Here is a 21,737-nt window from a genome sequence, read left to right as displayed (position 1 = left end):
CTGACACCCGAAAACCATGATCCAGAGTCAGTATCGGGTGTCAGTCGTCTCGAGAGGGTCGATCCCTATAGGTCATGCGCGTGCGCGCGCGTGACCGCCCTCCGCTGACGCCTCAACCTGACACAGGAGACAAACCACGTGAAGCAACCCGAAACGGACGGGGCTCATGCCAAGGTCCTCGCCGCCGCCCTCCGCACCTGGACCACCGTCGACAACGACCCCGAACCCCCAGTAGCGCGCATCGAAATCCGCTACCCGCCCGCCTGGGCCTTCGCCTCCACCACCAGCCTCACCGCCCGCCAACAGGCCAGGCTCCTCGGCTTCCTTCGCGACGACCTCGCCGAGAACCGACCCAGCCACTCCACCCCTGAACGCGCCGCCGCCGTCATCGACGGACTCCTCGCCGAAGCCGCAGCGGCCGGCCGCACCCGCATCACCACAGCGGACCTTGCCGAGGCCGCTCCCCGAATCGGCCGCTCCCGGACCTGGATCGCTGCCCACATCACCCATCTGCTCGACACCGGCCAACTTCAAGAGACCCGCCGCCCCGACACCTTCCGAATCGCCTAGGAGAACCTCATGAGCCAGCTGCCCGAGCGGGCGGCCCTCGGGCAGCCCCTCACCGACGAGGATGCCGCCACCGAGGCCAAGCGCATCATCGACGATGCCATCCTGTCGTTCCGTGACCCGACCCCCCTGCCCGCAATCGGGGACACCCCGCCAGTCGCCCAGCCCGGTCGGCCTCCCATGAGCCCCAAGGCTGTCGACGACAGCGTCCGCATGCTTTCCGCGAGCGTCCTCATCGCCACCACAGGCGGAGCCACCACAGCCCTCTTGTGGGCTTCCGGGTACGCCAACCCCACCGTCATCGCCCTCGTCTTCGGCGCCCCTACCGCCCTCGCCCTCGCGATCGGCCGCCTGCTCGGCCGCGCCAAGGATGTCCTGCCCGACGAGCACCACCACTACTACACCGGCACCGTCCACCAGCAGACCGTCCACAGTGAGACCCGGCTGTGGGGAAAGACCACCAACAACCTCTGACGGTCCACGCGAAGCGCTCCACCCAGGCTCAGTGGGTGGGGCGCTCGCGTGAGTCTACGGCCGTGGCTCGCGCCATCCACCGCTCCGTGCCGATCGACCGCGACGGCGCCAAAGCGGGCCGCAGCCCCAGCACCTCGCACAGCCGCGTCAGTTGCCGCTCGCACTCCTCGCGCGAATCCGCCTGCACGCTGAACACCGTCGCCATAACCCGCAGTCTGCCGCGTGTAAAGGGTTTCGGCAGGAGAACTTGACAAGAGCAGGTACCGAAGTCATGATCTGCTCAAATAGCTTTCCTGCGCTCTTGAGGCCGCCCACGGGCGGCCTTTCGCGTTCCCGGGGGTGCCCATGCCGTGGCTTGTCACCGCTGAAGACGCCGCCTACTACGCCGGGCGCCCCGTCGGCACCATATGGCGCTGGGCGTCCGAAGGGCGGCTCACGAAGGTCGGCAGCGGCAAGAAAGCCCGCTACGACGTCTCCGGCCTCAACAAGGCTGAGCGAGACGAATGGACCCGCGAACTCATCAAACCGGGAGCCCCGCCGCCGCTCCCCGAGGGCGCACACGCCGCCTGACTACCGGGAGGGCGCTCGCTGTGGCTGTGGTGGAGATGTTCGTCGCGAACAGCTGGCTCGATGAGCTCCCCGAGGCGCTGCTGCTCCTCAAAGCGCGGGAACGTGACCGGCGGCCGTCGAGCGAGCCCGGTCTGACCGTGGTGATCCTCGAGGTGGACGCAGCCCCAGACGGGGCCCGGCGCATAGAGCCGGTCTTCGAGACCCACGACGGCATCGTCCGCGTCAAAAGCGTCACCTGGTACTACACCTAGTCGTCCTGCCGTCATCGGGCCCCCGCCGGGCGGCAGGACCACCCGCTCCGGTCCCTCACCGAGCCGGAGCGGGCCCCACACAAGGAGGTGCCATGCCGCTGCCTCCTGGTCTGTCGACCGTCACCGTATCCGGCGCCTACAAGCATCCTGACGGAACGCCGCTGAAGGGCAAGCTGCTGTTCACGCCGGAGCCCGCGATTCTCACCTCAGCGACGCACGGCACCCTGCTGCTGGGCACGGTCGAAGCCGCACCGGACGCCGAGGGCGACATCAGCGTCACCCTGCTTGCGACCGATGACGCGGACGTCACGCCGACCGGCTGGACGTACCGGGTGCAGGAGCGCTGGTACGACGCCCCGGGCCGCTCGTACCCGCTCTCGCTGCCCTCCGCGGCCCCGGCCGTAGACCTGGCCGACGTGGCGCCCACCGCGCCCGCCGCGGGCGAGTACGTGGTCGTCACTGGGCCCGCAGGGCCGACCGGGGCAACCGGGCCCGCAGGACCCCAAGGCGAGACCGGACCCGCCGGCCCCCAAGGGCCCGCGGGCGCAGACGGGTCGAACGCGGACGCGGAGGCATACACCGACGCAGCCGTAGCCGCCCACGTAGCCGCTACGGACCCGCATGGCGACCGGGCCTGGGGCGACGCGAAGTTCGCCACGATGGCCGCGCTGAACACGACGAACGGCAACCTGGCCAACCTCGACGTCTTCGTCAACGACTGCCTCACCCGGGTAGCGGCGATCGAGGGTGGCACCGCATTCCTTGCCGGGCTCAACACCACCGGGCCCGCCCGGATCATCGGAGCCGACCTCAGCGTCGAAGGCACCGGCAAGGGGTACAGGTTCCGCCGCGGCGGCGGAGGACTCGACCTCGAAGCCACTGGAGCCGACCTCATCGTCTCCAACTGGTCCGGCACGGCGTTCAACGGTACGCAGCGCAGCTACATGCGGCTCTCAGCCGACGCCCAGAACGTTCAGATCGCTGGCAAGGTCGAGTTCGTGGCCGGGCTGTACGGGGCCACACGACACGTCCTCGACGGAGCCGCGAACACGGCCGGATTCTTCGGGGCTACGCCCGTCGCGCGACAAACCGTAACCGGCTCCAGGGTCGACGGAACCGCGCTCGCCTCACTGCTGACCGCGCTCGAAGCCCTCGGGCTCATCCAAGACGACACCACGGCCTGACGGCCGACTCACCCACGGAGCAGGCCATGCCTCGCGTAGCTGTCCCCGTCACCCAGTCCACGCGCGCGGGCACGGTCCTGCCCGCAGCCACGACCGGTGACGCCACCAACAACCACTCCGTCGCCAACGATGGCCGGGTGATCCTCATGGTGAAGAACACCGGAGCGTCCTCGCGGAACGTCACCTTCTACGCCTCGCGCACCGTGGACGGGCTCACCGCGCCCACGCGCGTCGAGGCCGTGCCCGCGGGGGAGACGCAGTTGTTCGGGCCTTTCGACCCGAACGACTACGGAACGAGCCTGCTGGTCGACGTCGCCCACGCCGAGCTCGTCCTCAACGCCATCCGCGTCTGATGGCGGCCACAGCAAAGGCCGTCATCGACTGCCCCGGCTGCGGCAGGCAGATCGAGCTGACTGTCACCATTCTTGCGTCGTCTGCTCGCGGGGCGACCGAGACTCACGTGGCGCGCATCGATACCAGCCCCATTAGCCAGCACATCCAGGACGTACACCCGGAGTCGGTCAGTCCATGAACGACCCGTCCGCGCGTCGGGCATGGTTGCTGTACAGGTGCTTGCACTGAGGGCAGTGCCGCATGCCGCCCTTCTTGACCACGTAGGCGATGAACGCCGTACACAGGTACAAGAAGCCCACGGACCAGTCTTGGGCGAGCTTCACCAAGCCGGGCTTGGTACAGGTCGAACAGTCACGGCAACCAGACGCCATCGCGTACTCCTTGGTCTCTTGCGTGCTCATGCGCGTGCGCACGATGTGATCAGAGACGGAAGATCGACAGTGGCGTGTGACGCATCCGTTACCAGGCTGGAGGTGCACTGTGCCCATCGCACCACCCAGCCGATGCGCACTGCCTGAGTGCTACGAGATCGCTACCACGCGCGGGCGATGCGACGAGCATCAGCCTGAGCCCTGGCGAGGACGGTCATCGCCCCAGGAGCGCTACGGCATGAGCAGCGGCACGATGCGAGCGCTCAAGAGGCGGGTAGCGCGACGCGACAACGGCTGCTGCTACGTCTGCGGAGGCGAGGGCGCTGACGAGCTTGAGCACATCACTCCCGTGAGCCAGGGAGGGGCTGCCCGGGATCTCGACAACCTCGGATTGATCCACTCGGAGCCGTGCCATCGCGAGAAGACGGCCCGGGAGGCGCTCGAAGGAAGCCGGCGGGCGCGGGAAAAGAAGATCCAAAAGGAAGAGCGAAAAAAATGATCACGGCCGGGAGGGGAGTCAAAATCACGGCCGGAGATCATTTGGGGACCGCCGCGGCCAGAGCGGGAGACGCGCGCTCAGATCGCCGATAGGGGGATGCCATGGCCAGGGCAGCAGCGCCGGCGTCACTCAAGTTGATCAACGGGCGTTCGGCCGGCCGAGACTCGGGCGGGCGTAAGGTCGAGACCGGGCCGGCGTTCAAGAGGGTGCCACCTCAGGCGCCGGCCTGGCTGTCGCCGGAAGCGGCCGAGGAGTGGGACCGGGTCATCCCGGAGCTGTCCCGGCTGGACCTGGTCAAGGAGCAGGACCGTGCGGCGCTGGCCGCGTACTGCGAGGCGTGGGCGACGTTCGTGTCCGCGACGCGAGTCGTGCAGGAGGAGGGCCTCGTCATCGAGGCACGGCAGGGCAAGCTGGCGCATCCGTGCGTGGCGATTGCCCGTAACGCGGGCCGCGAGATGCGGTCGTGGGCGGCTCACTTCGGCCTGACGCCGTCGACGGAGCAGGCCCTGGCGCGAGGCGGGGGCGACGATGGGGACGAGGCGAACCCGTTCGCAGGTTCTGGCTGACTTGGGTATCAGCCCCGAGGTCGGCTGGTACCTGCGGTCCCGTGGCATTCCTCTCCCGGACTGCCCTCCGAAGATTCAGACGCCGTCGCCAGGCGAGGCTCCGGGCGCTGTGTTCGATCCGACCCGGGTGGACCGGGTCCTGAAGGCGTTCCACCTGCTCCGTCACACGCAGGGCAAGTGGGCCGGCAAGCCCCTGGATCCGGACCCGTGGCAGGTCGCGTATATCATCGCCCCGGTATTCGGGTGGGTCCGCTGGGACGACGAGGCTGAGGGCTACGTCAGGATCGTCCGCAAGCTGTACGTGGACGTGCCCCGGCGGAACGGGAAGACGACTCTCAGCGGCGGCATCGCCGTCTATCTGATGGCGGCGGACGGTGAGCCGGGCGCCCAGGTGTATGCGGCGGCCACGAGCGAGAAGCAGGCCCGGTACACGTTCGACCCGATCAAGACGATCGCGGAGCGGGCGCCGGCGCTGAAGGGGAACGTCAAGGCGTTCACCAAGAAGATCACCCACCCGGCGAGCGGCAGTTACTTCACGGTCGTCTCCTCGGTCGCCGAGGCCCTGCATGGGGCGAACGTCCACGGCGGGATCATCGACGAGCTCCACGTCCACAAGTCTCCCGACCTGGTGGAGACAATCGAGACGGGTACTGGGTCACGCCGACAGCCTCTCGTGGTGATCATCACGACGGCGGATGAGGGCAAGCAGGAGTCCATCTACGACCGGCGCCGCCAGTACGTGGAGCAACTGGCCCGGCGGGCCCTGCACGATCCGGATACCTACGGCGTGGTCTGGGGTGCGGACGAGGGCGATGATCCGTTCTCGGTGGAGACGCAGCGCAAGGCGAACCCGGGGTACGGCGTGAGCCCGAGTGCGGCCTACCTGAAGGGGGCGGCGGCCGAGGCGCAGCAGAGCCCCGCCGATCTGGCGAAGTACCTGCGGCTGCATCTGGGCATCCGGACGAAGCAGTCGACCCGCTTCATCCGCCTCGAGGACTGGGACAGCAACGCGGGCATGGTCGACGAGGAGGCGCTCGCCGGTCGGGACACATGGGGCGGGCTGGACCTCGCCAGCACGAGCGACCTGTGCGCCTTGTGCTGGCTCTTCCCGGACGACGAGACCGGCACGCTCGACGCGCTCTGGCGCTTTTGGACCCCCGAGGACAACCTCAAGGCGCTCGACAAGCGAACTGCGGGGGCGGCATCCCGCTGGGTGCGCGAGGGCTGGCTGACGGCGACGCCGGGCAACGTGGCGGACTACGACTGGATCCGTGAGCAGATCCGCCGCGACCGCGACAAGTTCAAGGTCCGCAGCATCGGCTACGACCCCTGGAACGCCTCGCAGCTCACGAACGACCTGGTGTCAGAGCGGGCGCCGATGGTCAAGGTGCGGCAAGGCTTCGCGACCATGTCGCCTGTCTTGAAGGAGATCCAGCGACTGGTGCTGCAGGGCACCCCAGGAGCCCCGGCGCTCCGGCACGGCGGGCATCCGGTCGTGCGCTGGTGCGTGGACAACCTGGCTGTGGCGATGGACCCGGCGGGCAACGTCAAGCCGGACAAGGCGAACAGCGGAGACAAGATCGACGGCGTGTCTGCACTGGCTACCGCTATGGCGGAGATCGTGGCACGGCCCCCGCGGCGGAAGTCCCGCTACGCGGACGAAGACGAGATCATGGTCGTGTAGCGGCCTGGCGGGAGGTCGCAGATGTTCGCATGGCGCCGCACGGCTGTACGCAAGCGAGTCGTCGTGAACCTGGCCGACAAGGCGTTCTCCGGGATCCTGTGGGCGAAGCGCGGTCCGCTGCTGGTGCTGCGCGACGTCGAGCTCCTCGAGGCTGGCCGTGCTCCTCAGCCGATGGACGGCGAGGTCGTGGTCGAGCGTTCAAAGGTCGAGTTCACCCAAGTCCTCACGGGCGGGGGTGGCTGATGGCGTTCGTGGTCAGCTCGGGGCAGCTCGCCATCACGGGCGCGGGCGTCACGCCGATGTTCTCGGCGATGCCGATCGCTGCGGCGCCATGGGAGTACGAGACGATCTGGCGCACGCAGCCGCAGGTCCGCACGGTCATCTCGTTCCTCGCGCGGAACATCGCACAGGTGGGTATCCACACCTTCCGCAGGATCAGTGACACAGACCGGGAGCGGCTGAAGGATCACCCGCTGGCGCAGCTGTTGGCGGAGCCTCTGCCCCGCATGACGCAGTACCGATTCATCGAGCGGATGGTGTCGGACTACGCCCTCTACGACGACTTCTACGGGATCAAGCTGCGGCTGGACGGCCGGCTCCGGGTGCTTCCGGTGCCGCCCACGCTGATCCGCCCGGCCGAGGGGAACTGGATTGCCCCGGAGTACTACGAGACGGCGGGTGGCCGGGACTTCGGCCCGGATGAAGTCGTGCATATCCACGGCTACAGCCCGGAAACTCTGACGCGCGGGACCTCGCCGATCGAGTCCCTGCGGGATCTGCTCCTGGAGTCCGCGGAGTCAGCAAAGCAGCGGCAGGCGATGTGGAAGGGCGGGGCCCGGCACACGGGTGTCCTGATCCGTCCGCCGGAGGCGCCCGAGTGGGGGCCGGGCGAGAAGGCGCGGTTCCGGGAGATGTGGCGCGCATTCACGCAGGGCGGCGGCGGCGAGGGGGGCACGCCGATCCTTGAGGACGGCATGAAGTACGAGCCGGTCGGCTTCAACCCGCAGCAGGCCCAGTACATCGAGAGCCGGAAGCTGACCAGGGAGGAGTGCGCGGCGGCGTACTTCATCCCGCCGCCGCTGATCGGGATCCTCGACCACGCCACCTACTCCAACATCAAAGAGCAGCACAGTCACCTGTACCAGGACACTCTGGGCCCGTACATGGTCATGCTCGCTCAGGAGATCCAGGCGCAGATCCTGCCGGACCTTCCGGACAGCCAGGACGTGTACTGCGAGTTCAACATCGATGCCAAGATGCGCGGCTCTTTCGAGGAGCAGGCGGCTGCCGCGTCGACAGCGACGGGCCGGCCGTGGATGACGGTTAACGAGACCCGGGCCCGCAACAACTTGCCCGCGGTGGACGGCGGCGACGACCTGATCGTCCCGCTGAATGTCACCCAGGGCGGCCTAGCCTCTCCGCGCGATACCGCTCCGGAGCCTGAAGCAGCCCCAAAAGCGCTGGCCCGGCCGGTGTCAACCAAGGCCGGGCAGGCGACGGAGCAACCCTCATCGGTCGTTGAGCTGCGCGAGGAGTTCGCCAAGGCGCTGAGCGAGCTGACCGAGGCGGAGTTCGCCAGGCTGATTGCCGCTGACCCGGCCAGCGTGGCGGCAGTCCGGTCCTGGTGGGAGTCCGGGCGTTCCGGCCGTCTGGCGAAGCTGGCTGAGGTGATCGGCGAGTTCATGGTCAGGCTCGGGCTCGCAGGCGCGCGAGCGGTGCTGGAGCAGGCCAATCCCTCGGAGAACGGCTGGTCGGCGGAAGTGATGGAGCCGTGGCTGCTGGCCGCCGCGCTGCACCATGCACAGCTGCATGACGCCGCGGGCGAGGAGGCTGCCGTCGCCGCGGTTGAAGAGCCCCCTGAAGAGGGCGGCGTGGCGGCGGCGCTGCTGCTGGCAGGCGGCTTGTGGGCTGCTGCGGCGCTTACCCGCAGCGAGACCGCCGCGACGGAGGCCATGTCCTTCGGCGGCCACGACGCTGCTGAAGCATCCGGGCTGGGCTTCAAGACCTGGCAGACCACGAGCTCCAGCCCCCGTGCTCAGCACGCCTCCATGAACGGCGAGACCGTCCCTCTCGGTGACGCGTTCTCCAACGGCCTTCGATGGCCGGGTGACGGTAACGGAGATGCGGCCGAGACGGCGAACTGCCGCTGCCTTCTGACGTACTCGAAAACGGAGTGACCATGCGGATCAAGAGCTGCCCGGTGCGGATCAAGGCCGCGGGCACCCATGAAGGGACCGACGAGGGAACGTTCGAGGCGATCGTCGCCGCGTACAACGTCGATTCGGTCGGCGACAAGATCACCCCCGGTGCGTTCGCCGAGACGCTCGCTGAGTGGAAAGGCCGGGGTGACCCGATCCCGGTCCTGTGGTCACACATGTCCCACGACCCGGAGTACCACATCGGCGAGGTACTGGAGGCAGAGGAACGGCCGGAGGGCCTGTGGGTCAAGGCCCGTCTGGACACCGAGCCCGGCACCAAGGCCGCCCAGGTATACAGGCTGCTCAAGGGCCGCAGGGTCACTCAGTTCAGCTTCGCCTACGACATCGAAGAGGGCTCGTGGGTGGAGCAGAAGGACGGTCCCGGGTACTACGAGCTGCGCAAGCTGCGGCTGTACGAGGTTGGCCCGACGCTGATCGGGGCCAACCAGGCGACCGAGCTTATCGACGTGAAGAGCGCAACCGACATGCTTCCTGACCTCGCGAAGGTCCAGGAGACGCTCGAGTCTCTGAAGGCCGGCAGGACGCTGTCGGCTCAGAACGAGCAGAAGGTGCGCGAGATCGCGCGCCTGTCCCAGGAGCTGCTGGACTCCCTGCCTTCCAGCGACAACACGCAGGACGCCGAGAAGGCCACGCCTGCCCAGCCCGCTGACGCCTCGCCCCAGGAAGCCCCTGAGGCCAAGGCCGTCCAGCCCGCCGGGCCGAGCCCCGCCTCGCTCCGTCTGCACGCCGACCTCGAAGCCCTCGCGGCAGAGGCCTACACGCTTACGGACTGAGGAGAACCGTGGACAAGATCCAGGAGCTGAAGGAACAGCTCAAGCACAACCTGCTGCAGGCGCAGGCTATCGCCGCGAAGGCGGACGACGAGGGCCGTGACTTCAGCGACGACGAGCGCACGCAGGTCAAGCAGTTCATGGACCGGGCGCAGGAGGCGAAGTCGGGGCTGGAGAAGGCCAAGGCCTCCGCCACCATGCGGCAGGCCCTGGCCGACCTCGGCGACGAGATCCAGGTGGAGGAGAAGTCCGGCGAGCGCCGCACCCCGTCCGGCCTGATCGTGCCGGACGCCAAGGCCTCGCTGGGCGAGACGTTCGTCAAGTCCGCCGAGTACCAGGGCCTGATGGCGTCCGCCCCTAACGGGGTGTTCGGCAAGGACCACAGGGTGCAGTCCCGCCCGGTCGGCTACAAGGCCCTCGTCACCGGCAGCTCGGACACCTCCGGCGGCGCGTTCGTCACCAACCAGATGATGGGCCTGCAGGTCGGACAGCTCGCCTTCCAGCGCCCGCTGCGTCTGCGGGACGTGGTCACGAACCTGACCACCACGTCCGACACCATCGAATACGTCCGGATGACGTCGCAGACGAACAACGCCGCCCCGGTGGCGGAGTCGACGGCGACCGCCGACCCGGGCACCATGAACGCGGCGAACGGCGTCAAGCCCGAGTCCGCGCTGGCATGGGCGAAGGTCACGACGCCCGTGCGGACGATCGCGCACTGGATTCCGCTGACCAAGCGGGCCCTGTCTGACGCCGCTCAGGTGCGCACCATCATCGACGCCTTCCTCCGCTACGGCCTGGAGGAGGAACTCGAGGACCAGATGGTGTCCGGCGACGGCACCGGCGAGAACCTCGAGGGTCTGGCCAACGTCTCCGGCGTTCAGGCCCAGGCCTACGACAGCGACCTACTGACCACCACCCGCAAGGCGCGCACAAAGGTCCGCCTCGTCGGCCGCTCCACGCCGAACGCCTACCTGTTCAACCCCTCGGACCTGGAGGCCATCGACCTCCTGCAGGACAACGAGGCGAGGTTCTACTTCGGCGGCCCGTCCGGGCTCGGAACTGCGGGCACCCTGTGGGGCCTGCCGGTCATCGAGACCGAAGCCGTCCCGGCCGGCACCGGCTACGTCGGCGACTTCCGCAAGGCCGTCCTGTGGGACCGCGAGCAGGCGTCCATCACCATCTCGGACAGCCACGCGAACTTCTTCATCCGCAACATGGTCGCGATCCTCGCCGAGATGAGGGCCGCCTTCGGCGTCATCCAGCCGAACGCCTTCGTCGAGATCGACCTGACTGCCTGAGGAGGCTGACATGGCGTACCTCAACCCGGGTGCGGGCGCGGCTCGCGAGGGTAAGCAGGCAGCGGCGGTCACGGCGCTGACGAACAGCAACGGCACGGCGGACGGAACGATCGCGGACGTGGGGGCGAGCTTCTCGCAGGCCACTCTGAACAACAACTTCCGCGACCTGTCCGACAAGGTCAACGCCATCATCACCGCCCTGAAGAACGCCGGGCTGATGGCGTGACGCTCGTCAACTCTCGACTGATCCGAGGCCGGTGCCCCATGTGCGGCGCACAGCATGCCACCTGTGGCGCCGCCTCGGATTCGGTCCCCCTCGATGAACGGATGGAGGTGGCCGTCGTGGGCGGTCCGCTGAAGAAGTACAACGTCACCACCCCCTCGGGCGTGGAGACGACCATGAAGCTCAACGCCGCCGACGCCAAGCGGCTCGGTGTCCTGGAGGGCGCCGAAACCGAGGCCTCGACCGACGCCGGCTCGGAGCCGGCCGAGGCGCCGGCCAAGGCCCGCACGACCACCCGCAACAAGGCTCGCACCGCCGCGGCGACCAAGGACGGCGGTACGGGTGGTGGCGACTGACCCGCTCGCGGACCCGGCCGAGCTTGCGGTATGGCTCGGCGTGCCTGAGACGGACCCGAAGCTCCTCGCGGCGCTGAACGCCGCATCCCGCCGGTTCCGCGGCGCGGTGCGACATCCGGTGAGTCTGGTATCCGGAGACACGGTTGTCCTTGACGGGACTGGCTCCCACTCGTTGCTGCTGCCTGCCGCCCCGGTGCTGTCGGTGGAGAGCGTCTCCCTCGAGGGCACGGCGCTCACGGCCGGCACCGACTATGAGTGGTCCGAGGACGGCTTCTTGCGCCGCTTGGACGCTCCATGGCCGCAGACGCTGCGGTGCCTTGCAGTGACCTACACCCACGGGTATGCGCAGGTACCGGAAGACATACAGGAAGTGGTCATCGACCAGGCGCGCGCCGTCTACCGCGTGCAGCCCGGTGTGCAGTCCGTTCAGGTCGGCGGCCAGAGCGTCTCCTACGGTGCTCAGGCCTCGATCGGCGTGACCGCCCAGTGGTCGGCCATGGTGGACAAGTACCGGCTCAAGGGGTGAGCGCCGATGCTGTTCCATCAGTCGTTCGTTCGCGTGCGCGCGCCGCTCGTCCCCGACCGGTACAACAACCGCGAGCGAGACTGGGGCAACGCCGAGCGGACCACGGTGGAGGGCGTGAACATCCAGCCGGTCGGGCAGCGGCAGCCCAGCGAGCAGGACGACGATCGGCTCACCCTGGTCACGGGGTGGGAGCTGCAGACACCGGAAGGCGTTGACCTGGACCTCCTGGCCACCGATCGGGTCGAGTACGACGGCATGACCCTGGAGGTGGACGGCAAGGTCGGCCGCTGGCCCGACCCGTTCACGGGGGGTGTGCACCACATCGAGGCACGGCTGAAGGAGATCGACTGATGGCCCGCGCCCGGATCGTGCTGGACCGGCGGCTGTTCCGTCAGATTGCGTCCAGCCCCGAGATGGCCTCGTACCTGCTTGGCCTGGCCCAGCAGGGCCGGGCCATCGCTGAGGCCCTCGCCCCCGTGTACAGCGGCCCGACATGGGGCGCGGTCGTGCGGTCCGGGGACTACAAGAAGTCGCTGGACGCGAAGCTCACCCGGAACAGTTTCGGTTGGCGTAGCGAGATCGGCGCCAATGTCGCCTACGCGGTACAGGTGGAGTTCGGATCCGGTCGGCCGAACACTTCCCGCGAACGCCCCCAGGAGGGCCATTCCCCCAAGTGGCGCGTGCTTGGCCGAACCCTTGACGCGATGAGGACTACCTGATGAAGAAGATCCAACTGGCCCACTGGGTGGGCGGCGCCAAGCCGGGCGACGTCATCGAGGTGACTGATGAGGAAGCCGCAGCGCTGGCACGAGATGGACGAGTGTCACGGGTCGTCGACGATCAGCCGGCGGACGCATCAGCCACCGTCCAGACGGGGGGCGACGTACCGGATCCGGCTCCCTCGCCGGCAGACCCGGGCCCGACGCCGCGACGCCGCACGGGTAAGGGCGAGGAGTAGTGGCCCAGCTCCCGCTCACGGTATTCCCTGACATCGAGGCGGTGGCGATCGGTCTGCTGTCTCGTGTGCTCGACGAGTCGGTCACCGTGGGCAGCGAGTGGCCAGAGCACCTCGCCGACTCCCTTCCGGTCGTGGCGGTCAGCCTGGGCGGCGGGGGATCCCGGATCAAGGGCGTCACCAGGCAGGCCACCCTCGACATTGACGTCCTTGCAGGTTCAAAGGCCGACGCTCGCGACTTGGCTGCGCTCGCGTCCGCGCACCTCCTCTCAGCCCAGGGCACTGTGCAGCTGGGGGCACGCATCTATGACGTCGAGGAGACGAGCCTGATCTGGCTCCCCGACGATGTCACCGGAACCCCGCGGTATGTGCTCGTGATGAGCATGGTCATCCGCCCCGCGTAGGACTCAACCCGCACCCACCTATCCGTTCACCCGCCGGCGAGCGCCGCGCGGGTCCTCGCGATGCCTGGAGGCAATCGTGGCGCTCAACGCTGACAACGTGCGCGTTGGTCTGACCGGCCGGATCTACATGGCCCCGAAGGGCACGACCGCACCGACCGACCTGACCACCGCCTGGGGGGCGGGCTGGAAGGACCTCGGCTACATGTCGGACGACGGCGTGTCGCTGGAGCCGTCGACCGACTACGAGGACATCAACGCCTGGCAATCCCTCTCGCCGGTGAGGCGTGTCCTGACGGGCGTCGACTTCACACTCGGTTTCACCGCGATCGAGCTGAAGGCCGACACCGTCACCCTGTACTTCCCTGGGGCGACCCTGGCGACGGCCTCGGGCGTGCACACCCTCAGCATCCCCGCCGCCCCCGACAGCGCCGAATTCGCGTTCGGTCTGGAGTGGGAGGACGGCACGATCACCAACCGTCTGATCATTCCCCGGGGTGAGGTCACCGAGCGAAGCGCCGTGACCATCGGCCGGTCGGCGGCGGTCGGCCTGGAGATGACCGTCTCCGCTTACGCCAGCAGCGCCCCGGAGATCGCCACGTGGCTGTCGAACGACCCGGCCTGGGCCACGGCGTAACCGAACTCCCGGCAGGCGCGCATGCGGGTCGTGCCTGCCGGGCCTAACCCGCAACCCCGCAAGGAGAACCGAATGACCACCAAGAACACCGGGCGGGAAGTCGTCTCCCTCGACGCCCTCGCCAAGCAGCGCCGCGACGCCCTCCCCTCGCCGACTACCTACGACCTGTGGGGCGTCGAGTTCACCCTCCCGCCCGTCAAGGCCCTGCCCTTCGAACTGCAGGAGAAGGTCGGCGACCTCAACGACTCCGTCGGCGTCATGAAGGAAGTCCTCGGTGCCGAGAAGGTCCGCGAGATGTACAAGGCGGGCTACACCTTCGGTGACCTGGAGCTCATCGCCGAGGAGTGGCAGCGGCGCAGCGGGCTGGAGCCGGGGGAATCGCCGGCCTCCACCGCCTCCTAGAGGAGCACGGGGAGGCCGTCGAGTGGGACGTCGCCCACTACTGGCCGGGCCGGTCACTGCTGGAGCTGTACCGGGGGGAGATGTCGTGGCGTGAGCTGCGCGTCTTCCTCCGGTATCTGCCGCCGGGGTCGGCCACCGCGCGGGCGCTGAACCCTGACAACTCCTGGTCTCTTGATCAGCAGCTCATCGCCACGACCGCGGACGCAGTTCGCGAGCTGACGCACCTGACACTGCTGGTCAACACGGATCCGAAGAAGCGTGGCCGGCTCAAGCCGCCAGAGCCGATCGAACGACCCGGTGTGGAGCCGCGGCGCCAGAAGTCGAACGTCATCCGCTTCGGAGGCCGCCACGGCTCCGGGGCGGCGCAGCTTGCCGCCGTGTTCGGGGGCGCATCACGACGGTAGGGGGTGCGCGGTGGCTGCTGGCGGTGTGCTCGTCGGACGCGGATACGTCAGCATCCGGCCCGAGTTTGAGGGTGACTGGTCCCGGCAGGCGTCTGCTCGCGGTTCGAGCGCGGGCAAGGCTGCCGGGTCCGGCTTCGGTAAGGCGTTCGGCGCCGGGCTGAAGGGGATCGGCGTCCTCGCCGGTGTCGCGGTCGCCGCCAACCTGCAGAACGTCGTCGCCGCCTCAGCTGTCCTGGCGCCGGCCCTGGCCACGGCCGCCACCGCGGCGGGCGCGTTGAAGCTGGGCCTCGCCGGAGTGGGCGACGCCATGAAGGCCGCCTTCGCCGACGGCACCGCGGACGCCAAGGCAGCTGCCTCGGCTACACGTGCGGTCGAGTCTGCGCAGCGCGGGCTGGCGAACGCGCAACGCGCCCTCGCGGACGCGCGCGTGCAGGCGGCCGAGCGGGTGCGCGAAGCCCAGCGCGCGGTCGCAGACGCCGAACGGAACCTGGCTGACACGGTCGAGGAGTCAGCACGGCGGCAGCTGGACGCGCAGAGCAACGTGCGGGACGCGGAGCGGGATCTGCGTGACGCCCAGCATGACGCACGTGAGGCGCAGGCGTCGCTGACGGACGCCCGGCGTGAGGCGATTCGCAGCCTCGAGGACATGAACCAGCGGCTCGCCGAGTCGCAGCTCGACGAGCGTGAGGCGACGCTGCGCCTGGCTGAGGCGGAGCGGGAACTCAAGGCTGCCCAGGCCAAGCCGGGCACCACCCCTGAGCAGCTGGCCAAGCTCCAGCTCGCCTACGACCGGGCCGCGCTGAACCTGAAAGATCAGCAGCGGGATACCAAGCGGCTGGCCGACGACGCGAAGAAGGCCAACAAGGCCGGTGTCGATGGCAGTGCCCAGGTTGTCCAGGCGCGGGAGCGGATCGGCGCGGCAACCGCGACGGTCGCCGACCGACAGCGGCAGCTTGCGCGCGCGCAGGAGGACGCGCAGCGCGCGGGCGTGGAGGGCGCACGGGCAGTCGCGGATGCGCAGCGCGACCTCGCGGACGCTCAGGCAGGGGTGGCCAAGGCGCGGGTCGACGGGCAACGGCAGATAGCCGACGCGGAACGCGCCGTCGCTGAAGCAGTCTCAGCGCTGGCCGACGCACAGGCAGCAGCCGCCGCACAGACCTCGAAGCTCGACGAGGCGATGGCGAAACTCAGCCCGAACGCCAAGTCCTTCGTGACCGCCGTCCGGGGCCTTGGTCCGGCGTGGACAGCCATGCGCATGTCCGTCCAGAACCGGCTGTTCGCGGGCTTGGACTCCACCATCACGAGCCTCGGCCAGCAGACAATCCCCATCCTGCAGCGACAGCTCGGCGGCACGGCTGACATCTGGAACGCGATGGCGAAGAACGCGGCCGGCGCGATCTCCGAGATGGCCAAGTCGGGCATGCTCGACAAGATTTTCGAGGGCGCCAACCGGAACTTCGCCGCCTTCGAGAAGATCCCGGGCCAGATGATCACGGCCTTTGGGCAGCTCAGCATCGCCGCTCAGCCAGCGATGGAACGCCTCTCCGGACAGATGGCCGGCGCGATGTCCCGGTTCACCGACGGCATCGCCAAGGGCTTCGCCTCGGGAGGCCTGCAGCAGGGGATCGACACCGCCTTCCAGGTGCTGAGCCAGTTCGGCCAGCTCATCGGCAACATCCTCGGCACGATCGGCCAGATATTCAAAGCTGCCGGAGACGCCGGCGGATCAATCATCGGCGCACTCTCCGCGGCGTTCGCGGAGCTGCGCCGTGTCCTCGGCCTGCCCGAGATTCAGGCCCAGCTGCGCACCGTCTTCGCGGCCGTCGCCCAGATCGTCGCCGCGATCGTGCCGGTCCTGGGCGCGGTCGTGCAGGCACTGGTGCCGATCCTCGCCGCCATCGCACCCGCGATCGCCGAGATGGCCACGGCCATCGGACCGGTCCTCGGCCAGCTCGCCACACAGCTGGGCGCCGCGCTCCTGCCGATCGTGCAGACGCTGGGCCCCACACTGGTCCAGCTCATCACGACGCTGACGGCCGCGCTGACCCCCATCATCTCGGCGCTCCTGCCGGTCATCACCCAGGTCGGTGTCGCGCTGCTGCAGGTCGTGCAGGCGGTCACGCCGCTTCTAGCACCCATCGGCAAGCTGATCGCCGACGTCGTCAGCGCCCTCGCACCGGCGCTGACTCCCATCATCCGGATCGTCACGCAGCTCGTCAGTGTCCTGGTCGGGCCGCTCAGCTCCGTGATCCACGCCCTGACTCCTGCGCTGGTCCTGGCGGGCGAGGTGATCGCGCGCATCTTCGAAGCCCTGGAGCCGTTCCTCGCCCCGCTGGTCACGCTGATCGGGCAGGTGGCAACGCTCCTCGCGGGCGTCTTCTCGCAGGCGCTGTCGACGGTGATGACGGCGATCGAGCCGCTGATCGGGATCGGTATCCAGCTGGTGCAGTCGGTGCTGGGCGCGCTGACCCCGATCCTGCCGGTTCTCGGCATCGCGCTGGAGGGTATTGCAGGCGCCCTTGAGGCGCTGCTGGGGCCGCTGGCCGGGGTGTTCACCTCGATGAGCCAGCAGCTCGCGCCGATCCTCGCCAGCGTCACACCGGTCTTCGCCGAGCTGGCGACGATCCTGGCGGGTGCGCTGGCTGCCGCCCTCCCGCCGCTGATCGACGCCCTTCTGATCCTCTTCGAGGCGTTCAAGCCGATCTTCCCGCTGATCGCGGAGATCCTCGGCATCGTGATCCAGCTCGCCGGGTCGCTGCTCCAGCAGCTCCTGCCGCCCCTCATGGATCTGATCCAGGCCGGGCTCGACCTGTTCGTGGCGCTCACGCCGATCCTGCCGCCCCTCATGGAGCTGGTCGGCCTGGTGCTGCGCCTGGCAGTCGGCGTCCTTTCCGCCCTGCTACCGCCGCTGGTACGGCTGGCCTCGTTCTTCGTCGGTGTTCTCGCCGGAGCTCTGTCGACGGTCATCGGCTGGATCGCGGGACTGGTCTCCGGTATCGCCTCCCTCGTCACGTGGGTGCGCACCAAGCTCGGCCCGGCCTTCACCTGGCTGAACAACAACATCGTGCAGCCGATCTGGAAAGGCATCCAGTGGGCCATCAAGACCGCCTGGGAGGGCGGCATCCGGCCTGCCTTCGAGGCCATCAAGAAGGGCGTCAGCCTTGTCGCCACCTCCTTCGGTAAGGCGAAGGACGCCATCGGCAAGGCGTGGGAAAAGATCAAGGACCTGACGAAAACGCCCGTGCAATGGGTGATCGACTTCGTGTGGAATAACGGCTTGCGAAAAATGTGGAATGTCGCAGCCAAGGTCCTTCCCATAGACCCCCTGCCTGTACTCAAGTTCGCCGAGGGCGGCCGGACCGAAGGCGGTGTACCAGGCAAGGACTCCATCCCGCTCCTTGCGATGGCTGACGAGTACATCATCAAGCGGGACAGTGCTCGCCGAATCGGCTTCGGCAACCTCGACTACATGAACCAGACCGGACGCCTCCCGGGCTTCGCCCGCGGCGGCCGTGTCGGCGACGTTTCAGGCGCGCACGGCGGCATCCGGGACTGGTTCGGCGGCAAGGTCGAGGCCATCGGAAACGCCCTGTCCAATGCCAAGGACTGGGTCCTTGGCGGGGTACACAAGGCGGCCCAGGCAGCGTCCCGGCCGATCCGTGACCTGATCAACCGCATCCCCGGCCTGAAGGGCGGCTGGGGGACCCTGGTCAAGGCCGTGCCGAACGCGCTGCTCAACAAGGCCCTGGGTGTCATCAAGGGCACCGAGGACCGGGAAGTCGCCGCTGGCGGCCAGTGGGTCAAGCCCGTCAACGCCGCCTACGGAACGAAGTTCGGTGTCGCCGGCGGCATGTGGTCGTCCGGCCGTCACACCGGCCTGGACTTCCCCGCGCGCACAGGTACGCCCGTGCATGCGGTCGCGCCCGGGCAAGTCCTCGGCGTGGGACGGAAGGGTCCCTACGGCACCCACATCCTGGTCCAGCACGGCAAAGGCCTGCAGTCCCTGTACGCGCACCTGTCCGCCGCCACGCGGGACAGCGGGGCAGTCGGCTTCGGCCAGGAGATCGGCCGGGTCGGCGCCACCGGCAACGTCACCGGGCCGCACCTCCACCTGGAGGCCAGGCTCAACGGCAAGCCTGTCGACCCCATGCCGTACCTCACGGGCGTCACCGGCGACACGGGCGGGCGAGGCGTCCAGCGCTGGTCTGGCGTCGTGCGAAAGGCGCTGGGCCTGGTCGGGCAGCCCGCCTCGTACACAGGGATCACGCTGCGGCGGATGAACCAGGAGTCCGGCGGCGACCCGAACATCGTCAACCGGTGGGACTCCAACTGGAAGCGCGGCACCCCGAGTGTCGGCCTGATGCAGGTCATCGGACCGACGTTCCGTCGCCACGCCGGCCGGTACCGGAACACGGGCCCGTTCTCCTACGGCGTTTCGACGAACCCGCTGGCCAACGTGTACGCCTCCATGCGGTACGCGCTGGCCCAGTACGGCAGCCTGCCACGTGCGTACAACCGGCCCGGCGGCTACGACTCGGGCGGCTGGCTCGGGCCCGGACAGGTGGGCGTGAATCATCTGCGCCAACCGGAGGCGGTCCTGACCCCGGGGCAGTGGCGGGACATGTCCGTCCTCGCAGCCGTGGGCGCCCAGTCGCTGGAGGGACAGCGACTGAAGCTGGTCGTGCGTGACCGAGAGTTTGACGCGTACCTGGAGCAGGTGGCCGACGTCCGGGTGGAGTCCACCCTGCGCGCCGTGGCCCCGGCTATCGCAGGCAGGAGGGGGTGACCGATGGCGATCCCCGGGAATCTCCTGTCGGCGACGACGGAATCAGTTGACCCGAACACCTCCGGGTGGACGGCGAAGCTGAACTGCTCCATCTCGAAGGGCACGGGCGGCAGGAACGGGGACGGCACGCTACGGCTGTCGTCCCTGGCCGCAGGCGAGATGCAGGCCCGGACCGTCTCCTCGTACACCGTCGTGCCGTGGCAGGAGTACCAGGCGTTCTGTGACGCGTCTGGGGCGACGGTCCCGGACCGGATCGGTCTGCGCTGGCTGAACGCGGCTAACACGGAGATCAGCATCTCGTGGTCGGTGACCACGTCGGCGGCCTCGTCGACGTGGCACCGCATCAGCGTGTCCGACTACGCCCCCGCCAGCGCGGCAAAGGTGCAGGTCGTCGTCTCGGCGGTCACCCCAGCGGGCGCGGGCGTGATCCAGCACTTCGAGAACGTGTACCTCGGTACGCCGATGCGCACGACCGGCAATCTGCTGTCGGCCGATGCGGAGGGAATGGACGCGCCGACGCTGCTGTGGCACCCGGAGAACAACTGCACGCTGTCCCGGCAGACGCCTCCCACGAACTGGTCGGTCGACTGGTACCTGGCCGGCGGGCATGTCCTGGCGATGACGGTCACCGCCTCCGGTGACGCGTGGACCCGCACGACAGACTGGCCGCCGGTCACGCCTGGCCAGGAGTACATCGGCTACGCCTACCTCAACCCGCCGACAGCTGGCAGCACCACATGGGTGGAACTGCGCTTCTATGACGCCAGCTTCGCTCTGATCACCTCGGAGCGGGCCAACCTGTCGGCCCCGGGCACGGGCTACTACCGGCAGAAAGTCTCCAAGGTCGCGCCCGCCACCGCGGCCTTCGCCGCCCTCGCCGTCGGCATCACCGGCGGTACGGCCGGTCAGATCGTGCGCGCGGACGGCGCGGTCATCATCCCGGCCACCCCGCTCCGGGAGGGCTCCGTCGTCCCCTACGCCGACGCGAGCTTCGAGAAGGACGTCGCCGGGTGGACGGTTGCCAGCGGTGTAGCGACGCTGGCGCGCCTCACCCCGTGGGGCACGGACAGCCTCGAGGGCTCGTACTCCATGACCGTCAGCTCGGCGACCGCCACGACCAGCGTCATCCGCTCGGCGAAGTTCCCGATCGGGGCGGCAACGGGTCTCGATTTCACGGCGGAGATCGGCGCCAAGGTGCAGGCCGGTGGGTGGAATCTGGTCCGCGGGATCCGCTGGTACGACGCAGCGAACGTCGACCTCGGGGTCACCACGAGCGGCAGCGCTGCCGTGCCCTCGCCCAACTGGTGGTACCTGAGTGTCGCGGGGACGGCCCCGACGGGGGCGACCCAGGCAGCGATCGAATGGTCCCTGACCGCGACTGCCGGGTCATCGGTGCTGCGCCTGGACCGGGCCGCTCTGTGGCAGTCCCTGCCGCTGGACGACATCGAAGCCCACGACGACGACGCCTACATCACGGTGACATTCCGCGAGTTCACGATCGGCGACACGGTCACCATGTGGCGCCTGTCCCAGGGCGGTGCCCGCACCCTGGTCCGCGGGCCGAACGGCCTGCTGGAGGACGAGCCGCTCACGTCGGAAACCCTGGTCGTCGAGGACTACGAGGCGCCGCTCGGGGTGCCCGTCTCCTACTACGCCGAGGCAAAGAACAGCTCGGGCGTGGTGGTGGCGAACCGTGTGAGTGACACCGTCACCCTCGACGCCGGGGATCCTCAGTACGGCTGGCTGAAGGACCCTGGCAACCCGGGCCGCAACTGCCACGTCATGATCGCGCGGGCGCCGGACTGGCAGCGGCCCATCCAGCAGACCGCGCAGCGGGTCCGCGGCCGACAGGCTCCCGTCGTCCTCTCCGACGTGCGGGGCAGCCTCGAGGGCGACCTGTCCGTCTACACCTGGTCGGACGACGAACGGGCCGCCCTGCACTGGCTCCTGGACGCCGGGACGATCCTGCTGTGGCAAGCCGCTCCCGGGCATGGCGTCGACGACATGTACGTCGCTGTCGGGCAGATTGCCGAGGCCCGCGGCGGCGGCATCGCTACGGACGAGATGCGGGTATGGACGCTGCCCCTCGTCCAGGTCGACATGCCGACCGCTGTCGGTGTCGCTTCCTCCGCGGGCCGCACCGGCTACGACGTCATCGCCGAGAACGCGACCGGCTTCGAGGTCCTGGAGCGGTACGAGACCGGCGAGGACCTGCTCTTCGGGCGGAGGTCCTGATG

Annotated in this window: 27 protein-coding genes; 25 read left to right on the top strand and 2 right to left on the bottom strand. The window is 68.8% G+C overall.

All coding sequences use genetic code 11. The features are described 5' to 3' along the window. The first annotated feature begins 138 nt into the window (after positions 1-138). Positions 139-570, top strand: a complete 432-nt coding sequence (locus ACZ6C1_RS29595) for a hypothetical protein (protein ID WP_469244960.1) — start codon at positions 139-141, stop codon at positions 568-570. A gap of 9 nt (positions 571-579) precedes the next feature. Then, positions 580-1,041, top strand: a complete 462-nt coding sequence (locus ACZ6C1_RS29590; protein WP_469244959.1) for a hypothetical protein — start codon at positions 580-582, stop codon at positions 1,039-1,041. Between the two features lie 28 nt (positions 1,042-1,069). Here ACZ6C1_RS29590 and ACZ6C1_RS29585 read toward each other — a convergent pair whose 3' ends face one another. Then, a complete protein-coding gene (locus tag ACZ6C1_RS29585) occupies positions 1,070-1,246 on the bottom strand; it encodes a hypothetical protein (protein WP_469244958.1) in 177 nt (58 codons plus the stop codon). 140 nt (positions 1,247-1,386) lie between these two features. On the opposite strand from ACZ6C1_RS29585, the gene ACZ6C1_RS29580 reads away from it, so the two are divergent. The 4 genes from ACZ6C1_RS29580 (at position 1,387) to ACZ6C1_RS29565 (ending at position 3,399) form a co-directional block, all read left to right on the top strand. Continuing rightward, entirely contained in the window at positions 1,387-1,611 is a 225-nt protein-coding gene (locus tag ACZ6C1_RS29580) for a helix-turn-helix domain-containing protein (protein ID WP_469244957.1), read from the top strand. Between the two features lie 20 nt (positions 1,612-1,631). Next, a complete protein-coding gene (locus tag ACZ6C1_RS29575; RefSeq protein WP_469244956.1) occupies positions 1,632-1,862 on the top strand; it encodes a hypothetical protein in 231 nt (76 codons plus the stop codon). A gap of 92 nt (positions 1,863-1,954) precedes the next feature. Continuing rightward, a complete protein-coding gene (locus ACZ6C1_RS29570) occupies positions 1,955-3,046 on the top strand; it encodes a hypothetical protein (protein WP_469244955.1) in 1,092 nt (363 codons plus the stop codon). 26 nt (positions 3,047-3,072) lie between these two features. Continuing rightward, entirely contained in the window at positions 3,073-3,399 is a 327-nt protein-coding gene (locus ACZ6C1_RS29565) for a hypothetical protein (RefSeq protein WP_469244954.1), read from the top strand. Between the two features lie 168 nt (positions 3,400-3,567). Here the strand turns inward: ACZ6C1_RS29565 and ACZ6C1_RS29560 are convergent, their stop codons facing one another. Beyond that, positions 3,568-3,723, bottom strand: a complete 156-nt coding sequence (locus tag ACZ6C1_RS29560; protein WP_469244952.1) for a hypothetical protein — start codon at positions 3,721-3,723, stop codon at positions 3,568-3,570. A gap of 286 nt (positions 3,724-4,009) precedes the next feature. Between ACZ6C1_RS29560 and ACZ6C1_RS29555 the strand changes: the two genes are divergently transcribed. The 19 genes from ACZ6C1_RS29555 (at position 4,010) to ACZ6C1_RS29465 (ending at position 21,735) form a co-directional block, all read left to right on the top strand. Beyond that, on the top strand, positions 4,010-4,270 hold the full coding sequence (locus ACZ6C1_RS29555; protein WP_469244950.1) for an HNH endonuclease: 261 nt from the start codon (positions 4,010-4,012) through the stop codon (positions 4,268-4,270). A gap of 101 nt (positions 4,271-4,371) precedes the next feature. Continuing rightward, positions 4,372-4,836: a phage terminase small subunit P27 family gene (locus tag ACZ6C1_RS29550; RefSeq protein ID WP_469244948.1), complete on the top strand. Its 465-nt coding sequence runs from the start codon at positions 4,372-4,374 to the stop codon at positions 4,834-4,836. Then, the gene (locus ACZ6C1_RS29545) at positions 4,799-6,520 is read left to right on the top strand and encodes a terminase large subunit (RefSeq protein ID WP_469244946.1); all 1,722 of its coding nucleotides are present in this window, start codon (positions 4,799-4,801) and stop codon (positions 6,518-6,520) included. The genes ACZ6C1_RS29550 and ACZ6C1_RS29545 overlap by 38 nt, the downstream gene beginning before the upstream one ends. A 21-nt stretch (positions 6,521-6,541) precedes the next feature. Continuing rightward, a complete protein-coding gene (locus ACZ6C1_RS29540) occupies positions 6,542-6,763 on the top strand; it encodes a hypothetical protein (RefSeq protein WP_469244944.1) in 222 nt (73 codons plus the stop codon). Further along, positions 6,763-8,697: a phage portal protein gene (locus tag ACZ6C1_RS29535; protein WP_469244942.1), complete on the top strand. Its 1,935-nt coding sequence runs from the start codon at positions 6,763-6,765 to the stop codon at positions 8,695-8,697. Before ACZ6C1_RS29540 ends, ACZ6C1_RS29535 begins: the two co-directional genes overlap by 1 nt. 2 nt (positions 8,698-8,699) lie before the next feature. After that, positions 8,700-9,512 carry an HK97 family phage prohead protease gene (locus ACZ6C1_RS29530; protein ID WP_469244940.1) on the top strand — a complete coding sequence of 271 codons (813 nt, stop codon included), beginning with the start codon at positions 8,700-8,702 and terminating at the stop codon, positions 9,510-9,512. An 8-nt stretch (positions 9,513-9,520) separates the two neighbouring features. Beyond that, complete coding sequence (locus ACZ6C1_RS29525; protein ID WP_469244938.1) at positions 9,521-10,810, top strand: phage major capsid protein; 1,290 nt, start codon at positions 9,521-9,523, stop codon at positions 10,808-10,810. A gap of 10 nt (positions 10,811-10,820) precedes the next feature. After that, the gene (locus ACZ6C1_RS29520) at positions 10,821-11,036 is read left to right on the top strand and encodes a hypothetical protein (protein WP_469244936.1); all 216 of its coding nucleotides are present in this window, start codon (positions 10,821-10,823) and stop codon (positions 11,034-11,036) included. A 101-nt stretch (positions 11,037-11,137) separates the two neighbouring features. Beyond that, complete coding sequence (locus ACZ6C1_RS29515) at positions 11,138-11,389, top strand: hypothetical protein (RefSeq protein WP_469244934.1); 252 nt, start codon at positions 11,138-11,140, stop codon at positions 11,387-11,389. Beyond that, a complete protein-coding gene (locus tag ACZ6C1_RS29510) occupies positions 11,376-11,915 on the top strand; it encodes a mobile element protein (protein ID WP_469244932.1) in 540 nt (179 codons plus the stop codon). The genes ACZ6C1_RS29515 and ACZ6C1_RS29510 overlap by 14 nt, the downstream gene beginning before the upstream one ends. Before the next feature lie 6 nt (positions 11,916-11,921). Next, positions 11,922-12,266: a hypothetical protein gene (locus tag ACZ6C1_RS29505; protein ID WP_469244930.1), complete on the top strand. Its 345-nt coding sequence runs from the start codon at positions 11,922-11,924 to the stop codon at positions 12,264-12,266. Further along, positions 12,266-12,634: a hypothetical protein gene (locus ACZ6C1_RS29500; RefSeq protein ID WP_469244928.1), complete on the top strand. Its 369-nt coding sequence runs from the start codon at positions 12,266-12,268 to the stop codon at positions 12,632-12,634. Before ACZ6C1_RS29505 ends, ACZ6C1_RS29500 begins: the two co-directional genes overlap by 1 nt. After that, complete coding sequence (locus tag ACZ6C1_RS29495) at positions 12,634-12,873, top strand: hypothetical protein (RefSeq protein WP_469244926.1); 240 nt, start codon at positions 12,634-12,636, stop codon at positions 12,871-12,873. Before ACZ6C1_RS29500 ends, ACZ6C1_RS29495 begins: the two co-directional genes overlap by 1 nt. Next, positions 12,873-13,274: a hypothetical protein gene (locus ACZ6C1_RS29490; RefSeq protein ID WP_469244924.1), complete on the top strand. Its 402-nt coding sequence runs from the start codon at positions 12,873-12,875 to the stop codon at positions 13,272-13,274. Before ACZ6C1_RS29495 ends, ACZ6C1_RS29490 begins: the two co-directional genes overlap by 1 nt. Positions 13,275-13,350: 76 nt before the next feature. Then, entirely contained in the window at positions 13,351-13,908 is a 558-nt protein-coding gene (locus ACZ6C1_RS29485; RefSeq protein WP_469244922.1) for a phage tail tube protein, read from the top strand. A 72-nt stretch (positions 13,909-13,980) separates the two neighbouring features. Further along, positions 13,981-14,310 (top strand): hypothetical protein, encoded by a 330-nt coding sequence (locus tag ACZ6C1_RS29480; protein WP_469244920.1) that lies wholly within the window; start codon positions 13,981-13,983, stop codon positions 14,308-14,310. Further along, positions 14,253-14,714, top strand: coding sequence for a hypothetical protein (locus tag ACZ6C1_RS29475; protein WP_469244918.1), 462 nt, complete (start codon positions 14,253-14,255; stop codon positions 14,712-14,714). The genes ACZ6C1_RS29480 and ACZ6C1_RS29475 overlap by 58 nt, the downstream gene beginning before the upstream one ends. Then, entirely contained in the window at positions 14,608-19,500 is a 4,893-nt protein-coding gene (locus ACZ6C1_RS29470) for a peptidoglycan DD-metalloendopeptidase family protein (RefSeq protein ID WP_469245175.1), read from the top strand. Before ACZ6C1_RS29475 ends, ACZ6C1_RS29470 begins: the two co-directional genes overlap by 107 nt. A gap of 3 nt (positions 19,501-19,503) precedes the next feature. Continuing rightward, positions 19,504-21,735, top strand: coding sequence for a hypothetical protein (locus ACZ6C1_RS29465; RefSeq protein WP_469244916.1), 2,232 nt, complete (start codon positions 19,504-19,506; stop codon positions 21,733-21,735). Positions 21,736-21,737 lie beyond the last annotated feature (2 nt).

This window comes from Streptomyces sp. NPDC041796, from assembly GCF_055590785.1.
This window is presented reverse-complemented; position numbering and strand designations above follow the sequence as displayed.

Excerpts from the sequence above, each read along its gene's own strand:
- ACZ6C1_RS29465 (WP_469244916.1), top strand. The coding sequence starts at position 19,504 with ATGGCGATCCCCGGGAATCTCCTGTCGGCGACGACGGAATCAGTTGAC.
- ACZ6C1_RS29515 (WP_469244934.1), top strand. The coding sequence starts at position 11,138 with ATGGAGGTGGCCGTCGTGGGCGGTCCGCTGAAGAAGTACAACGTCACC.
- ACZ6C1_RS29580 (WP_469244957.1), top strand. The coding sequence starts at position 1,387 with ATGCCGTGGCTTGTCACCGCTGAAGACGCCGCCTACTACGCCGGGCGC.
- ACZ6C1_RS29505 (WP_469244930.1), top strand. The coding sequence starts at position 11,922 with ATGCTGTTCCATCAGTCGTTCGTTCGCGTGCGCGCGCCGCTCGTCCCC.
- ACZ6C1_RS29545 (WP_469244946.1), top strand. The coding sequence starts at position 4,799 with ATGGGGACGAGGCGAACCCGTTCGCAGGTTCTGGCTGACTTGGGTATC.
- ACZ6C1_RS29530 (WP_469244940.1), top strand. The coding sequence starts at position 8,700 with ATGCGGATCAAGAGCTGCCCGGTGCGGATCAAGGCCGCGGGCACCCAT.
- ACZ6C1_RS29540 (WP_469244944.1), top strand. The coding sequence starts at position 6,542 with ATGTTCGCATGGCGCCGCACGGCTGTACGCAAGCGAGTCGTCGTGAAC.
- ACZ6C1_RS29570 (WP_469244955.1), top strand. The coding sequence starts at position 1,955 with ATGCCGCTGCCTCCTGGTCTGTCGACCGTCACCGTATCCGGCGCCTAC.
- ACZ6C1_RS29500 (WP_469244928.1), top strand. The coding sequence starts at position 12,266 with ATGGCCCGCGCCCGGATCGTGCTGGACCGGCGGCTGTTCCGTCAGATT.
- ACZ6C1_RS29520 (WP_469244936.1), top strand. The coding sequence starts at position 10,821 with ATGGCGTACCTCAACCCGGGTGCGGGCGCGGCTCGCGAGGGTAAGCAG.
- ACZ6C1_RS29555 (WP_469244950.1), top strand. The coding sequence starts at position 4,010 with ATGAGCAGCGGCACGATGCGAGCGCTCAAGAGGCGGGTAGCGCGACGC.
- ACZ6C1_RS29550 (WP_469244948.1), top strand. The coding sequence starts at position 4,372 with ATGGCCAGGGCAGCAGCGCCGGCGTCACTCAAGTTGATCAACGGGCGT.
- ACZ6C1_RS29590 (WP_469244959.1), top strand. The coding sequence starts at position 580 with ATGAGCCAGCTGCCCGAGCGGGCGGCCCTCGGGCAGCCCCTCACCGAC.
- ACZ6C1_RS29495 (WP_469244926.1), top strand. The coding sequence starts at position 12,634 with ATGAAGAAGATCCAACTGGCCCACTGGGTGGGCGGCGCCAAGCCGGGC.
- ACZ6C1_RS29585 (WP_469244958.1), bottom strand. The coding sequence starts at position 1,246 with ATGGCGACGGTGTTCAGCGTGCAGGCGGATTCGCGCGAGGAGTGCGAG.
- ACZ6C1_RS29565 (WP_469244954.1), top strand. The coding sequence starts at position 3,073 with ATGCCTCGCGTAGCTGTCCCCGTCACCCAGTCCACGCGCGCGGGCACG.
- ACZ6C1_RS29480 (WP_469244920.1), top strand. The coding sequence starts at position 13,981 with ATGACCACCAAGAACACCGGGCGGGAAGTCGTCTCCCTCGACGCCCTC.
- ACZ6C1_RS29535 (WP_469244942.1), top strand. The coding sequence starts at position 6,763 with ATGGCGTTCGTGGTCAGCTCGGGGCAGCTCGCCATCACGGGCGCGGGC.